Annotated in this window: 13 protein-coding genes; 6 read left to right on the top strand and 7 right to left on the bottom strand. The window is 33.0% G+C overall.

Annotated features, from left to right (window positions below; translation table 11 throughout):
* Positions 1 to 5: 5 nt before the first annotated feature.
* Positions 6 to 923, top strand: coding sequence for an RluA family pseudouridine synthase (locus tag AAHM86_RS02205; protein WP_342268139.1), 918 nt, complete (start codon positions 6 to 8; stop codon positions 921 to 923).
* Here the strand turns inward: AAHM86_RS02205 and ppdK are convergent.
* Positions 896 to 3,553, bottom strand: coding sequence for a pyruvate, phosphate dikinase (gene ppdK / locus AAHM86_RS02200; RefSeq protein WP_342268138.1), 2,658 nt, complete (start codon positions 3,551 to 3,553; stop codon positions 896 to 898). The genes AAHM86_RS02205 and ppdK overlap by 28 nt on opposite strands.
* 201 nt (positions 3,554 to 3,754) lie before the next feature.
* Positions 3,755 to 4,717 carry a hypothetical protein gene (locus AAHM86_RS02195; RefSeq protein WP_342268137.1) on the bottom strand — a complete coding sequence of 321 codons (963 nt, stop codon included), beginning with the start codon at positions 4,715 to 4,717 and terminating at the stop codon, positions 3,755 to 3,757.
* Positions 4,718 to 5,498: 781 nt separating this feature from the next.
* On the opposite strand from AAHM86_RS02195, the gene truB reads away from it, so the two are divergent.
* The 4 genes from truB (at position 5,499) to AAHM86_RS02175 (ending at position 9,948) form a co-directional block, all read left to right on the top strand.
* Complete coding sequence (truB, locus tag AAHM86_RS02190) at positions 5,499 to 6,440, top strand: tRNA pseudouridine(55) synthase TruB (protein ID WP_342268136.1); 942 nt, start codon at positions 5,499 to 5,501, stop codon at positions 6,438 to 6,440.
* Entirely contained in the window at positions 6,418 to 6,687 is a 270-nt protein-coding gene (gene rpsO / locus AAHM86_RS02185) for a 30S ribosomal protein S15 (protein ID WP_341747982.1), read from the top strand. The genes truB and rpsO overlap by 23 nt, the downstream gene beginning before the upstream one ends.
* 65 nt (positions 6,688 to 6,752) lie before the next feature.
* Complete coding sequence (pnp, locus tag AAHM86_RS02180; protein ID WP_342268135.1) at positions 6,753 to 9,002, top strand: polyribonucleotide nucleotidyltransferase; 2,250 nt, start codon at positions 6,753 to 6,755, stop codon at positions 9,000 to 9,002.
* Between the two features lie 160 nt (positions 9,003 to 9,162).
* Positions 9,163 to 9,948 carry an N-acetylmuramoyl-L-alanine amidase gene (locus tag AAHM86_RS02175; RefSeq protein ID WP_342268134.1) on the top strand — a complete coding sequence of 262 codons (786 nt, stop codon included), beginning with the start codon at positions 9,163 to 9,165 and terminating at the stop codon, positions 9,946 to 9,948.
* Positions 9,949 to 10,267: 319 nt separating this feature from the next.
* Here the strand turns inward: AAHM86_RS02175 and AAHM86_RS02170 are convergent, their stop codons facing one another.
* Positions 10,268 to 11,011 (bottom strand): lysophospholipid acyltransferase family protein, encoded by a 744-nt coding sequence (locus AAHM86_RS02170; RefSeq protein ID WP_342268133.1) that lies wholly within the window; start codon positions 11,009 to 11,011, stop codon positions 10,268 to 10,270.
* A gap of 95 nt (positions 11,012 to 11,106) precedes the next feature.
* Between AAHM86_RS02170 and trpS the strand changes: the two genes are divergently transcribed.
* Complete coding sequence (trpS, locus tag AAHM86_RS02165; protein ID WP_342268132.1) at positions 11,107 to 12,096, top strand: tryptophan--tRNA ligase; 990 nt, start codon at positions 11,107 to 11,109, stop codon at positions 12,094 to 12,096.
* Between the two features lie 25 nt (positions 12,097 to 12,121).
* Here trpS and lpdA read toward each other — a convergent pair whose 3' ends face one another.
* The 4 genes from lpdA to AAHM86_RS02145 all read right to left on the bottom strand — a co-directional run bounded on the left by lpdA (position 12,122) and on the right by AAHM86_RS02145 (position 15,072).
* Complete coding sequence (gene lpdA / locus AAHM86_RS02160; RefSeq protein WP_342268355.1) at positions 12,122 to 13,519, bottom strand: dihydrolipoyl dehydrogenase; 1,398 nt, start codon at positions 13,517 to 13,519, stop codon at positions 12,122 to 12,124.
* A gap of 94 nt (positions 13,520 to 13,613) precedes the next feature.
* The gene (locus AAHM86_RS02155) at positions 13,614 to 14,012 is read right to left on the bottom strand and encodes a type II toxin-antitoxin system VapC family toxin (protein ID WP_342268131.1); all 399 of its coding nucleotides are present in this window, start codon (positions 14,010 to 14,012) and stop codon (positions 13,614 to 13,616) included.
* Entirely contained in the window at positions 13,999 to 14,241 is a 243-nt protein-coding gene (locus tag AAHM86_RS02150; protein WP_342268130.1) for an AbrB/MazE/SpoVT family DNA-binding domain-containing protein, read from the bottom strand. The genes AAHM86_RS02155 and AAHM86_RS02150 overlap by 14 nt, the downstream gene beginning before the upstream one ends.
* Before the next feature lie 93 nt (positions 14,242 to 14,334).
* A complete protein-coding gene (locus AAHM86_RS02145) occupies positions 14,335 to 15,072 on the bottom strand; it encodes a methyltransferase domain-containing protein (RefSeq protein WP_342268354.1) in 738 nt (245 codons plus the stop codon).
* Positions 15,073 to 15,088 lie beyond the last annotated feature (16 nt).

The following is a 15,088-nucleotide window of genomic DNA, read 5'->3' as shown; positions in this document are numbered from 1 at the left end:
TCATTATGGCAATATTAAATGTAGATATAGAACTACCTTGTAGGTTGGATCGTTACTTGAAGAAATTATATCCTAGCCTTACCCAAGGGATGGTTGAGCGTGCCTTAAGGTTTAAACAGATAATGGTTAATTCTTGTAAGGTAGCGGCAAATTTACGAATAAATACCGGTGATCAAATTTTTATAGAGGATAGTTTAAATTTAGAACCTAAAAAAGCTTCTGATAAGATTTTTTCTAGTTCTGCAGTTATACTAGCCGGTAAGTTAATGAAGGATTACCTAGTTTATCAGGATGAGTGGTTTGTAGCAATTAATAAGCCAGTAGGTCTTGCAACCCAAGGTGGTAGTAAAATAAGCCTATCTATAGATTATGCACTACAATATTTAAATAGCCAAGGGGCAGATTTAAAACTAGTACATAGGTTAGATAAAGATACTTCAGGTATATTACTAATCGCTAAAAATTATGCGAGTAGTATAAAATTAGTGGAAGCCTTTAAGGAAAAGAATATTCAGAAAACCTATATTGCTATAGTTTTAGGTAACCTTCCGCAACATGAAGGAGAAATTAGTGGTATGATAGGGAAAAAAGGGGGGTATGAAACTGTACAAAATGATGAGGAACATGGCAAATTAGCCGTAACTCGCTATAAATTACTGAGAAACTTAAATAATGGTTTGACTCTAGTTGAGTTCACTCCTCTTACTGGCAGAATGCATCAACTTCGATTTCATGCGAAAATGTTGGGTTGTCCCATAATAGGTGACACAAAATATGGTACTCAAGAAGCCATGGCTTTATCCAAGGAAATGTTATTACATGCCAAAAGAATAATCTTACCGAAGAAAATATTTGGTAAAGAAATAATAATTAATATAGATTTACCGGGATATTTTTATCCACATTTCTTTATTTCCGCTTGAGCTGCGGCAATCCTGGCTATAGGAATGCGGTATGGTGAACAGGATACATAATGCAAACCAATTTTATGAAAAAACTCTATAGAATCAGGATTACCAGCATGCTCTCCACATACACCAAATTTTAATGTAGGATTGTTTTTTATCCCACGTTTTATAGCAATTTCTATTAACTCCCCTACCCCTTCTTCATCTAATTTACTAAAAGGATCAAATGCAAAGATTTTTTTCTCCAAATAATCCGGGAAAAATGATGCTACATCATCTCGAGAAATGCCATAAGTTGTTTGCGTTAAATCATTGGTACCAAAGCTAAAATAATCTACTTCTTCGGCAATTTCGCCAGCTTTTAAAGCAGCTCTTGGTAGTTCGATCATAGTACCAAGAGTGAAATCAAACTTGCGTTTGTTAGTATCTTCCATGTTAGTAATAACATCTTGTATATGGGTCTTTAATATTTTTAGTTCGTTAACATCACTAATTAAAGGAATCATTAATTCTAAAATAGTATTTATATTCTCTTCAATTTGCAATTCTCTGATAGCAGTAAGAATTGCCATTATTTGCATTTGATAAATTTCAGGATAAGAAATACCAAGGCGACATCCTCTATGTCCAAGCATAGGATTCACTTCATATAGTGCGTGCAAACGTTGTTCAACAACAGCTAACGGTAGATTCATCACATTTGCTAAGTTTCTTTTATCATCCTCTGTTGTTGGTAGAAATTCATGTAAAGGCGGGTCAAGCAATCTGATATTTATAGCTTTACCCTGTATAATTTTAAATAATGCTTTAAAATCTTGAATTTGTAAGGGTAATAATTTACTTATTGCATGTGTCCTTCTCTCTATATCAGGAGCAATGATCATTTCTCGTACTAATGGTATTTTATCAGGATCAAAAAACATATGTTCTGTTCTACATAACCCTATTCCACTCGCTCCAAATTTTATGGACACACCTGCATCTAAAACAGTTTCCGCATTAGCCCTAACTTGCAAAGTAGCAAACTCATCTGCCCAATCTAGAATTGTTTGAAACTCCTTGGTAAAAGTAGGCTGAAGCAATGGTACTTCCCCTAAAAAAATTTTTCCCGTTCCACCATCTATGGTTATTAAGTCACCATAATTGATGATAGTGTTACCTATTTTAAATATCTGTTTTTTTTCATCTATTACCACATCATTTGCCCCGCAAACACAGGGTTTTCCTAGCCCTCTAGCAACTACCGCAGCATGTGAGGTCATCCCACCTCTGGCTGTCAGAATACCAGCTGAAACATACATACCACTTATATCTTCAGGGCTAGTATCATGGCGTACCAAAATTACCTTATGATGATGCGACATTTTTTCGGCATCATAAGGAGAAAAAACTACCATGCCAGTAGCAGCCCCCGGAGATGCTGGCAACCCTTTAGCAAGGGGGCTTAGAGTATTGCTATAATCAATAGCCGTGTGCAAAAGCTGAGTTAGAGATTCCGGATCTACACGCATTATTGCTTGTTGTTTAGTAATCAGTCCTTCTTGTACCATATCCGTGGCAATTTTAATACTGGCTAAAGCTGTTCTTTTAGCAGTACGTGTTTGCAAGACATAGAACTTACCGTTTTCCACGGTGAATTCTATATCTTGTATATCCAAGTAATGTAGTTCTAACTTCTTACAAATTTTCTGTAATTGATCAAATATTTGTGGCATAACTGTTTGCATTGAGCAATCAGGAATATGATCGTTAATATGATCGTTTGACATAATAGGGCTTGGGGTTCTTGTCCCTGACACTACATCTTCACCTTGGGCGTTTACTAGATATTCACCAAAAAGCTTATTTTCACCAGTTGCAGGGCAACGTGAAAATACTACTCCTGTTGCAGAATTATTGTTTTGATTACCAAAAACCATTGACTGTACATTAATCGCTGTACCCCAATCATTAGGTATATTATGTAGCTTTCTATAAGTTATTGCTCTATCACTTGTCCAAGATTTTAATACGGCTTTTATTGATTCTTCTAGTTGTGTATATGGATCAAAAAACGATTCACCACAATGATTAAAGATTATCTTTTTAAACTCTTCAACTATTATTCTTAGGAAATCCCCAGTAATTTCATTCTCTTGATAAATATTACATTTGCTCTTATGCATTTCAAATGCATTCTTAAATAATCCGTTTGAAACGGATAATGCTGTTGATCCGTACATTTCTAAGAATCTTCGGTAGCTGTCAAGAGCAAAAATTTCATTTCCAGTACTGGATAGCACATCGCAAACTTGATCATTATACCCAAGATTAAGTATAGTATCCATCATGCCGGGCATAGAGGCTCTTGAACCTGAACGGACGGATAGTAGTAGTGGATTTTTATGATCCCCAAAAATTTTACCAGTAGTATTTTCTAAATTTTTAACAGCTACCGCTAAGTCCTTATTAAAATTTTCAGGCAAATTGTAATTATTTTTGTAAAAATAATTACAAAGTTCTGTAGTAATAGTAAAACCATCGGGAATAGGTAAATTTAAGTTAGACATTTCAGCAAGACCAGATCCTTTACTACCGAGTATGTTTTTCATTTGAGCATTGCCTTCCCCACCGTTAGTACCAAAATAATAGATCCATTTGTTCATAAATACCGAAACAATTTTTAAGATAATTATTATATAATATGGCTAGATAAGCTGCAATGTTTAAATGCCCTGTACTAGAAGATATCTTATCACTCAAGTCTTTTCCCTCACTCTCTTGATTTCTAGTTGATCAAATTTTGTACTGCTCAATAATAATTCATTAAAATCAAGTTTCTGTTTTTTAGCTTTTGATAATCCTGTCTACTTATAAATACTGGTATATTCAGGAATTTTTATTAATTTCTTTTTAGCATAATATTTTATTAATCTTCCATTAATTAGTTCAATGGTTATTTCCGCTACAGCTTCTTGATTTTCTTGTGAAATATGAATTTTCTTGAATTTATCATTATTACGTAGCCCAGCTTTATATGCTGTACTATCCTTTTTTAAGTTGCTAACTATCTTCTGAAAATTTGTAATATCAAACCCATAATCATTTATGGCAATTTTTTTATAATGTAATTTTGAGTTATTTAAGAAATTACTTAAATCAAAATTACCATATTTTACAAATTTATTAACTGTACGTTTCAAGTTATTTTTGGTAATATTGTTAATATATTGCATCATAATTGTGGTAGTGAATTTCTCTTTTTTATTATGAATATGATTTGCTACTATTGTTTTTATAAGATTATCTAAACTAAACTGAGTATTAGTTAGATTTTGTATTTTTATATCTAGTACAGATGCTATTATATAGCCTCTGTCATATGGTAACTCGCTAGCTAGAGCATTATCCCAATATAATTTTGATATAGTTTCATTATCAAATAATAAGTAAGGAGAGGTATAATATTTTTGTAAAATCTTGTTATATTTCCCTAAATATTCTTCAAATATTACAATTCCATTAGTTAAATTAATCTTGTCAGTAAAATACTGTGTAAATCCTTCTGTAAACCACTTATATAGTGTTTCCTCTTTTTCCTTTATCAGAGTATTGCCTATCCACTTATGCAAATTTTCATGTGCCAGTAGGTGCTTAATATTAAAATCATTTACATTAAACTTCTCAGGTAATAGATACAGAACAGTATTACCGCCAATTAAAGTACCATAGAAACTATTATGTTTTCTATGGTTATTTATGAATACAAACAAATTATCATTATTCTTTGTTTCAAAGAATTTCTCTTGAGCATTTATTATTTCATACAAAAGTTTTGTTAAGCTTTCCTGTGATTTGGTATCTATACTAAAAAATATTATGTTGTTACCCTTATAATTTACATTTTGTAAGATACTATGGTTTCCAGATATAGCAAATCCCTTTGAAATTAAGTTATCTGCAGTAAGATTAAGCTTTTGTATTTTATTAGCAGCAATATTGCCAAAATTAGTAAATACATCATTATGACTAGCAAATTTAATATCTACATCTATACTTTAAGGCAAACTTATATAAAAAATAAAATCCCTGGTCGATTATGTAAGTATAATAGCTTGATCCAAGTTTTTCTTGAGTATTCAATATATCATACCATACAATAATCTTTTGATTGGGTTTATGCGTTATTTTATTAGCATTTTTTATAAAAACCCCATTTTCTACATGAATATTTTTTATTTGATTAGACAAATCATGTCCCCAAACTTGATGAGGAATATATAATTATGTTTGATTTGAATTAGGAGAAGTAAATTCCAACTTAATTCTAAGCTTCTTATCCTTAGGAAAATGATAAACCTCATATGATAAGCTACCAAAAGCTTTGCTAATAAAAAAAACAAAGATACATATTGCAAATATCTTTAAGTTTACGTTTAATATATAGTTAGCCTATCATTTCTATTTTATCATAACATTCTATATATACAATATATATTTTGATATACAAAGTGCTTTTTTGTAAGAAAAACAGTGTTTTTTTCATAGGATAGGATTATGCTAAGATTTAAACTACTCTTATGCTAACAATATTCGTAAATAACCGAACAAATGACGTTTTACCTTAATAATTGCTGGCTTAATATTTATAAACCTAAAGGCATAAGCTCAGCAAAGCTTGTTTCTATCATTAAGAAAAACCTTTTAGGGGCTAAAGTTGGTCATTGTGGGACTTTGGATGTTGAAGCTGAAGGTGTATTACCTTTGGCAATTGGTGAAGCAACAAAACTAGTACGAGTTCTAGTAGATGCAAAGAAAACTTACATTTTTACGGTACAGTTTGGTAGGCAAACTGATACAGCAGATGCTTCAGGAAAAATAATAAAGGTTACTGATAATATTCCTACTTCAATTGATTGCCATAATATATGTAAAAAATTCATAGGTATAATAAAACAACGTCCTCCTGCCTTTTCTGCTATAAAAGTTAACGGTATTAGATCTTATAAGTTAGCACGAGAAGATTTGGTAGTAGAATTAACTCCTCGAAATATTGAAATATATAATTTAGAATGTCTTAATTTCAATCACCAAAATAATCAAGCTACCTATAAGGTTGAATGCTCTAAAGGGACTTATGTAAGGACTCTAGCAGAAGATATTACTTTATCCTTGCAAAGTTTAGGATTTGTGGTAGAATTACAGCGTACTAAAGTTGGAATATTTGCAGCATGCAATGCTATTAAATTAACAGAACTTGATATACAAAAGCAAGAAATGAAACAGTTTCTTGCAGAAAAAGCTATAAAGATTGAAGCAGTACTGGACGACATCCTGGTGCTTGATGCTACTACTGACCAAGCTAAGAAAATCATTCATGGTCAGAAATGCTATTTTGATTATCCTGAAAATATTGAATTAATTTGGATTCGGTATCATGACTCTCTCTTAGCAATTGGTAGCTTGAGTGAAAATTGCTTTAATTCTTTCCGAGTATTTAACCTAATAAAAATAAACGTGGAGATTAATGATGTCGATTACAGCACAGCGTAAGCAGCAATTAATTACAGAATATGCTACTAAAGAAAACGATACTGGTTCTAGTGAAGTGCAATGTGCAATTCTAACTGAAAGAATCAATAACTTAACAGGGCATTTTAAAACTAATCACAAAGATTATTCTTCGAGAAGAGGATTATTGATGTTAGTTGGTCGTAGGCGTCGATTGTTGGATTATATCAAGAAGCAAAGTCTAAGCAGATATTTGTCGTTGATTAATAAACTAGGAATAAGAAAGTAAAATAAAGCCCGGTTAAAAAATCAAAATTTTAGCCGGGTTTTTTGTTCATTAAATAAGGAATAAGAATGTTTGAAGAAATAACAAAAACGATAGAATTAGGTGGGAAACGACTAGAATTAACTACTGGTAAAATTGCTCGTCAAGCTGATGGAGCAGTTATGGTAAAAATGGGAGGAAGTGTTTTATTATGTACTGCCGTGAGTAGCAAAGAAGTAAAAGAAGGGATAGGATTCTTTCCTCTTACTGTACACTACAAAGAAATGGCATTTGCTGCTGGTAAAATACCTGGAGGATTTTTTAAAAGAGAAGGTAAAGGGTCAGCAAAAGAAGTATTAGTCTCACGCTTGATCGATAGACCGATTAGACCATTATTCCACCCAGCCTTTCTTAATGAAACACAAGTAATTTGTACTGTTCTTTCATACGATCCTGAATGTAATACGGATATATTAGCAATTATTGGAGCATCGGCTGCATTGGCTTTGTCTAATGCACCCTATCAAGATATAGTAGCAGCTAGCAGAGTTGGTTTGATAAATGATCAATTCATATTAAACTCTTCATTTAGTCAATTAAAGGATAGTAAATTAGACTTAGTAGTGGCAGGCACTAAGACGTCAGTTATGATGGTTGAGTCTGAAGCTGATCTATTGTCCGAAGAAAAAATGTTGGAAGCTATTGAGTTTGGTCACAAGGCATTACAGCCTGTAATTGAATTGATTAATGACTTAGTAAATATTGCTGGGAAACCTAAATTACAGCTTACCGATTTATTCCCTACTAGCTTAAAGGAACAAATTAGAAGCATCGCATCAGAAGATATTCAGCATGCTTTTTCTATCAAATCAAAACAAGAAAGGGTCTTAGCGGTAAAGCATGTTTCTGATATAATTAAGCGACATTTTGCCGAAGATATTGCTAATAATAATCTTACTAATGCTCAGATTGAGTTCGCTCTTAAAGAAGTAGAATCAGAAATATTACGGCAAAACGTATTAAAGAGTAATATTCGTATCGATGGTAGAAAACCGGAAGATATAAGAAACATAGCTTGTGAAGTGGCTTTGTTGCCAAAAACACATGGTTCAAGCTTGTTTACTAGAGGAGAAACACAAAGTTTAGTAGTTACAACACTAGGTACTGGTCAAGATGAACAAATTGTTGATAGTTTAGACGGGGAATATAAAGAGCGTTTTATGCTTAACTATATTTTCCCTCCTTATTCAGTAGGCGAAGCAACCCCAGTAAGAGCTCCTGGTCGCAGAGAGATAGGTCATGGCAAACTAGCATGGAGAGCCATTAACCGCATGCTGCCAACTAAAGAACAATTCCCTTATTCTATTAGAGTAGTGTCAGAAATTACCTCTTGTAATGGTTCATCATCTATGGCTACTATTTGTGGTAGTTCAATGGCTCTAATGGATGCTGGAGTACCCATCACAACTCCTATAGCAGGTATTGCTATGGGTTTGATAAAAGAAGGTGATAAGTTTGTAGTATTATCCGATATTATGGGGGATGAAGATCATCTTGGAGATATGGATTTTAAAGTAGCTGGTGGCACACACGGCATAACCGCATTACAAATGGATATAAAAATATCTGGAGTAACGTTTGAAATAATGAAGCATGTTTTAGTTCAAGCAAAGCTTGGTCTTGTTCATATTTTACAAGAAATGGATAAGACTATTAATAAAACCAATAACCATATTAGCCAGTATGCACCTTGTATTCAAAGTTTTAAAATTGATAAAGATAAAATTAGAGACGTCATAGGACCGGGTGGCAAAGTAATACGCGAAATTTGTGATATGACATCGGCTAAAATTGACATAAGCGACGATGGCAATGTAATTGTTTCGGCTATAGGCAAAGAGAAGCTAGATATGGCTATCGAAAAAATTAAGTCAATTGCTTTTGATCCTGAAATAGGCGGCATATTCAATGGAACTGTTGTTAAAATATTAGACTCTGGAGCGTTTATCAATTATTTAGGTAATCGTGATGGATTCATACATATTAGTGAGATTTCAAAAGAACGTATCGAATCTGTATCTAGTGTTTTAAAACATGGAGATATAGTAAAAGTTAAACTTATTGGTTTTGACAATAAAGGCAAAGCAAAATTAACCATAAAAAATATTGATGCTAAAGTTACTCAGGACGTTACAAGTAATCAAAAATCTGAGTCTTATAAAGATAACAGCGATAATAATGGTAATAAACGCGAATCTGCAAAGAAATGGCAAAATAACAAAACAGCCTCCTCTAATGAAGATGAAGTTGTAACTAAGGAGCGTAAGTATTTTAACTGATTAAGGTATTGACTCAATAAAAATACAATGCTACAAATATTAAGTACTAGATTGTTATATCTAGATATAACAATCTAGTGATTCTACACTAAACAATTTGGCTGTATATTATTGTTCAGCGTAAATATAATTAGGTTAAAATTATTTAATGGAGGTTGTAATGAGTAAAAATAAGGGTGTTAGCACTACTAATGATAGTAAATTTTTTGCACCTAGAGAACTGGGTGTAGAGCCAAGTTGTGTAGTACTAACCTATTCCGTTGGTAATACATTAAATTCTGCAATAGACACTTTGCAATATAATGGAACAAGCGTACATTACATAATAGATAAAGAACCAAACAACAAACAAGAACAGCAATACCAATACCATAATGACTTAGAATCAAAAGCCTTTTATGCTGGTAAGAGTAGTTGGAAAGGACAAGAAAAGGTTAATGACTTTGGTATAGGCATCATGTTTATTAATGATGCAGAAAGTGCTTTTACAGAATCTCAAATAAATAAAGCAATAAAATTACTTGAAGATATTACAGTTAGATATCCAAACTTGAATCTTGAGGAGAATCTTGTAGGGCTTGGTGAAGTTGCTGAAAGGCATGTAGCACCCGGAAAATTCTTCCCTTGGAAACAACTTGCAGATGCTGGCTTTGGTAAATTTATACCTACTACGAAAGAACAAGCAGAACAGATATTAATACGAAAAGATGATGAAGGTCAAAAAGTCTCTCATGTTCAAACACAGTTAAAATACCATGGTTATGGTATTGAAGTTGATGGAAAATGTGGTAAACAAACTGCAACTTGGTTTAAAAAATTTAATACACGTTATGTTCCTGAGCAATTCCCTCCAAATGAGTGGAGTGAGGCAAGTCAATTTGTTTTAGATGAACTTCACCCTAATGTAACTTTAGCAGGTGTTGTTGATCTTGAACATGTTGCTTAATCAGAATTGCTGTAATGAAAAATGTTCTTAGGGGTGATGTTACCGCCATTATGTCATCCCAGCGAAAGCTGGGATTTCAAAAACCTTTAAGTCTAAGGTGTTTTTGTGTTTTTAGATTCCCGCCTATGCGTCATTGCGAGCGAACGTACGTGAGCGTGGCAATCTATGAAGCTTGTCATATGGATTGCTTCTCGTCGACCTACGGTCTCCTCGCAATGACGGTTTTTTAACTTTCAACAGTTGTGGGTGTCATCCCTGTTCCTTCGGAAGTATATTCTTCTGCTTGCTTGCCCCTCATTTTCAAATCCAATTCTTTAAATCATTTGAGTATACCAGCTTGTTCAAATAATACTTGCTTTTCAGTATTGATTACCTGTTCTATCTTACTTGTCAATTCTCGAACATCAGATTGTTCTATTTCCTCTATCGGGATAACATCAATAATCTTTACTTGGATTACCCCTGGTTTCTTAATCCAAAAACCCTTTGGCCAGTATACCCCTGCATTGTGAGCCATCATCACTATAGATACTTTTGCTAGTGAGGCTAATTTTGCTGCACTGGGTTTAAATTTAGCATTTTGTTCTGGTTTGAATCTAGTAGATTCAGGGAAAATAACCAACCATAAACCACTTTTTATCTTTTCTTGTCCTTCTCTTAAAATTTGACCAACTGAAATATTGGCATTACGATCTACGGCAATTGGCTTAACCATTTCCAATCCCCAACCGAATAATGGGATATTAAATAACTCTTTTTTTAATACCCAAGAATGTTCAGGTATAATTAATTGTACAAATATTTGTTCCCAGCATGATTGGTGATTAGACAATACTATAGAAGGAAATGAAGGCAATTTATCTAGACCAGAAACTTGGTATTTTAAACCACAAAAGATTCTAGCCAGCCAAATAAATACATAGGAGAAAATAACTCCAATCCTGTAACGTATATAATAGTTGACATTAAAATATGTTACAGGTATGTAACATATAAGGAAGAATGTAATGGTAAATATAGCAAGTAATGCATAAAATGTTAATACTCTTAAACGCCAAAACATAGTTGGTTAATCTTAGTTGTTAATAATTAATGGGTACAATAGCATAAAATTACGTCTACATATAGATATAATTAGTAATTATTCGGGGAAATTAAATGAAAAAAACATCTCTATCCGGATGTCAAGTGACCGGGACTCTGCATTTAGGAAACTATCTCGGGGCAATTGTTAATTGGTCTAAGCTCCAAGATGAGTATAACTGCTTGTTCTTTTTAGCCGATTTGCATGCTATTACTATAGATCGTTCACCTATAGAGCTAAATTCTTCTATATTGCAAACTGTTGCTATATATATAGCAACAGGGCTTGTGCCGGAGAAAACCACTATATTTGCCCAAAGTATGGTGAAGGAGCATACTGAACTTGCTTGGATATTAAATTGCGTTACTCCGCTTGGTTGGCTTAAACGGATGACTCAGTTTAAAGACAAAGCTGGGAAAGACCAAGAGAGTGCTGGTTTAGGATTGTTGTCTTACCCAGTATTGATGGCAGCTGATATATTATTATATAATGCTGATATAGTGCCTGTCGGCGATGATCAAAAACAGCATTTAGAACTTACTAGAGATATTGCGGCTATTATCAACAGAAAATTCAATCAAGAAGTTCTAAAATTACCTGAACCATTAATTCAAGGTTCATCAAGAATAATGAGTTTAAAAGATGGTCGTAAAAAAATGAGTAAATCTGATCCATCTGATTTATCTCGTATTAATTTAAATGACAGCCAAGATCAAATTTACAAAAAAATTAAAAAAGCTAAAACCGATCATTTAGCTGAGATTAGTTATGATCCTCAGAATAGACCAGAAATCAGCAATTTAATTAACATTTATTGCAGTTTATCTGGTAGTAATGTTGACACAATAGTTAATCAATACCAAAATACCGGTTTTGCTAAATTTAAGGATGATCTAGCTGATATTATCATCACAACTCTAACTCCCATTAATACCAAATATGCAGAGTTAATGAAAAACCAAGATTATTTAGTAAGCACACTACATAACGGAGCAGATAAAGCTAGAGTTATCGCTACTAGAACTCTGACTGAAATCAAAAAATTAATGGGCTTTGTTGTATAAAACTAATTACTATTTAAACAGCTTCCTAAAAATTAATAGCCCTCTTATCCACAGCTAGAGCCGCCTCTTTTATAGCTTCACTTAGGGTAGGGTGGGCGTGGCAAGTTCTTGCTATATCTTCTGAAGAAGCCCCAAATTCCATAAATGCTACAAGCTCTGCAATCATAGTACCAGCGCAAGAACCTATAATATGTGCTCCAAGTACTTTATCCGTTACGCTATCAGCTAATATCTTCACCATCCCATCAGTAGAACCTGTGCTTCTCGCTCGACTATTTGCCAAAAATGGAAATTTACCAACTTTGTAATCAATCTTAGCTTCTTTCAATTGTTCTTCTGTTAAACCAACACTTGCCACTTCTGGATAAGTGTAGATGACACTTGGAATAAGATTATAATTAACATGACCAGCTAGCCCCGCCATAATTTCGACGGCAGCAACAGCTTCCTCTTCTGCTTTATGAGCAAGCATAGGACCAGCAATTACATCACCGACAGCATAAATATTCGGAATTATTGTTTGAAACTGGCTATTTACCGTAATTCTATTTTGTTTGTCTGTTTTAATAGCTAATTTATCTAAATCTAAATCTGTTGTATGGGCTTTTCTACCAACAGCCAATAACACTATATCAGTAGTTATTTGTTGCACTGAGTTATCGGCTGTTTGTTGTATATTCAAAACAACTTTTCCTGCTTTTTTCTCAGCAGACAGCACCTTAGTATTTAATCGCAATTCAATAGATTGCTTTTGCAGGATTTTGGTAAATTGACCGATAATCTCTTTATCTAAAGCTGGCACAATACTTCCAGCATATTCAATAACCGTTACTTTAGAACCAAGCCTATTCCATACCGAACCAAGCTCTAAACCGATATAACCACCACCAATCACTACCATAGTTTCTGGGACTTTAGCAAGACTCAAAGCTCCCGTTGATGAAACTATATATTCCTCATCAACAACAATATTGGGCATTTCAATAATATCAGAGCCAGTAGCAATTAAAATATTTTTAGCCGATATCTGTTCAATTGATGTACCGTTAGTAATTTCCACAAGATTGGCTGAAATAAATTTGGCACTTCCTGTAAATTTAGTGATTTTATTTTTTGCAAACAAGCTTTCTATGCCTTTGCATAAGTCTGATACTATCTGACTTTTTTTAGTCATCATTTTTTGTAAATCAAGTTTGGCTGAGGTCATAATGCCAATATCGGCACAATGGTTCAATACTTCATGATATTTCTCAGAGAAATTTAGCAATACCTTGGAAGGAATACAGCCAACATTTAGGCAAGTACCACCAAGCGTCACCCTTTTCTCTATACAGGCAACCTTCATACCTAACTGAGCTGCTCTTATTGCTCCTGTATAACCAGCTGGACCACTACCAATTACTATTAAATCAAATTCTTGCATATATTTTCCCTTACTTATAATAATTAATGGCATTATAAACCATAAATATACGAACACTAATAGCTAATTTGAATTTAATTCAATTATTTTTTGATTATTTTATTGTAGTAAATATTGGCAGAGTTGATGCTTTATGGTCAAAAGTGAAACTAGTACTACAACCATTTAGTTCATTTAGTTTACCTATTAAAATATCAGCAAAATCTGTATTACAGTTCTCATATTCTCTAACAGTTAGCGATAAAGTTTTGTGATCCTCAAACCGGAATTCTATAGTAGCAAATATTTCTTTTAGTACATTTATTATTTGGTTTTTTGAATATTTATAACCTCGTCCTAAAACCCAAATTATTTCACAAACTACTATGTTATTAATAAATATAGAAGCACTAATACCTGAATATTGCTCAATTAATTTTGTAGCTTTGCTACTCTGTACTTCGTCATCTTGAATCAAATAACGAATTAAAACATTAGTATCAATTCCGATCATATCCACTCTTAATGGATTCATTCATATCTTCGATACTTAATAGTGTTTTCGGTTTGGGAAGTATTCCTTTTAAATTTTTAACTGGCTTATTAATTGGCACTACTATAAAAGAGCCATCTTGTATAATGAACTCTAATTTACTGCCAGAAGATAAGTGTAGCTTGTTTCTAATATATGATGGGATAGTAACTTGTCCCTTACTTGTAACTGTTGAGCACTGTGCTTTCATAAGATACCATATTATGTATATTAGCTATGATTATTATAATAATGTAAGGAGAAAGTAAGAGCAAGCTATAAATGCTTATTTTTTCCTACTATTTTAAATACTGGTTATTTTTATACTATTTTTACTCGGAGAAGCAATGAAGCTAATTATATTAATTTGTTCGGTAAAAGTGTTAGTATCATTGCTTAGAATAGAAAGCATTTGCTTCGATATTATGTTATGAGAGTTTTTTAATAACGCTCCGGATTCTCCAATATTCTTTAATTCTCTAATGAAATCTAAAGGGCTTTTATAGCTCAGTTGAATATTTTCATAATCAACGATAATTTCTGTGAATCCTGCCTGTCCTAGTAAAGGTGTTACGTGATCAAAATGGATAAAAGGGGAAACATGTTGAAAGTGAGGGCGACTTAATGCTATTTCAGCTTCAATGAATTTCATTCGTAGTTCTTTTAGGCTGTTACCGCCGATAAAATTACCAATAAATAGGCCATTTGGTTTTAAAATACGTTTTATCTGTAACAGAAAATTTTGTACATCATTGATCCAGTGTAGACCCAAGGAAAAAGTTATTAGGTCAAAACTAGCTGCTTTAAATGGTAAGTTTTCTTCATCAACTAGTAATTTGGGAGTGTGGTCAAACGATTGTAACATAACATTTGATGCACTAGCCGCTACAATTATAGCATAGTTATAGTTCTGCACTAATAGTTTAGTTAGTATACCAGTACGACATTCTAAATCTAAAATATCAGGAAATTCTTTATCAATAATATTTAGACGTTCAATAATATCGAATGCTGCATATTTAAAAAACGAACACTCAGCGATATTATCCACCACTTTG

This window comes from Candidatus Tisiphia endosymbiont of Empis tessellata, assembly GCF_964031035.1.
Lineage (GTDB): Bacteria > Pseudomonadota > Alphaproteobacteria > Rickettsiales > Rickettsiaceae > Tisiphia.
This window is presented reverse-complemented; position numbering and strand designations above follow the sequence as displayed.

Coding starts and splice junctions, on each gene's coding strand:
- AAHM86_RS02205 (WP_342268139.1), top strand. CDS start 6: ATGGCAATATTAAATGTAGATATAGAACTACCTTGTAGGTTGGATCGT.
- ppdK (WP_342268138.1), bottom strand. CDS start 3,553: ATGAACAAATGGATCTATTATTTTGGTACTAACGGTGGGGAAGGCAAT.
- truB (WP_342268136.1), top strand. CDS start 5,499: ATGACGTTTTACCTTAATAATTGCTGGCTTAATATTTATAAACCTAAA.
- rpsO (WP_341747982.1), top strand. CDS start 6,418: ATGTCGATTACAGCACAGCGTAAGCAGCAATTAATTACAGAATATGCT.
- pnp (WP_342268135.1), top strand. CDS start 6,753: ATGTTTGAAGAAATAACAAAAACGATAGAATTAGGTGGGAAACGACTA.
- AAHM86_RS02175 (WP_342268134.1), top strand. CDS start 9,163: ATGAGTAAAAATAAGGGTGTTAGCACTACTAATGATAGTAAATTTTTT.
- AAHM86_RS02170 (WP_342268133.1), bottom strand. CDS start 11,011: ATGTTTTGGCGTTTAAGAGTATTAACATTTTATGCATTACTTGCTATA.
- trpS (WP_342268132.1), top strand. CDS start 11,107: ATGAAAAAAACATCTCTATCCGGATGTCAAGTGACCGGGACTCTGCAT.
- lpdA (WP_342268355.1), bottom strand. CDS start 13,519: ATGCAAGAATTTGATTTAATAGTAATTGGTAGTGGTCCAGCTGGTTAT.
- AAHM86_RS02155 (WP_342268131.1), bottom strand. CDS start 14,012: ATGATCGGAATTGATACTAATGTTTTAATTCGTTATTTGATTCAAGAT.
- AAHM86_RS02150 (WP_342268130.1), bottom strand. CDS start 14,241: ATGAAAGCACAGTGCTCAACAGTTACAAGTAAGGGACAAGTTACTATC.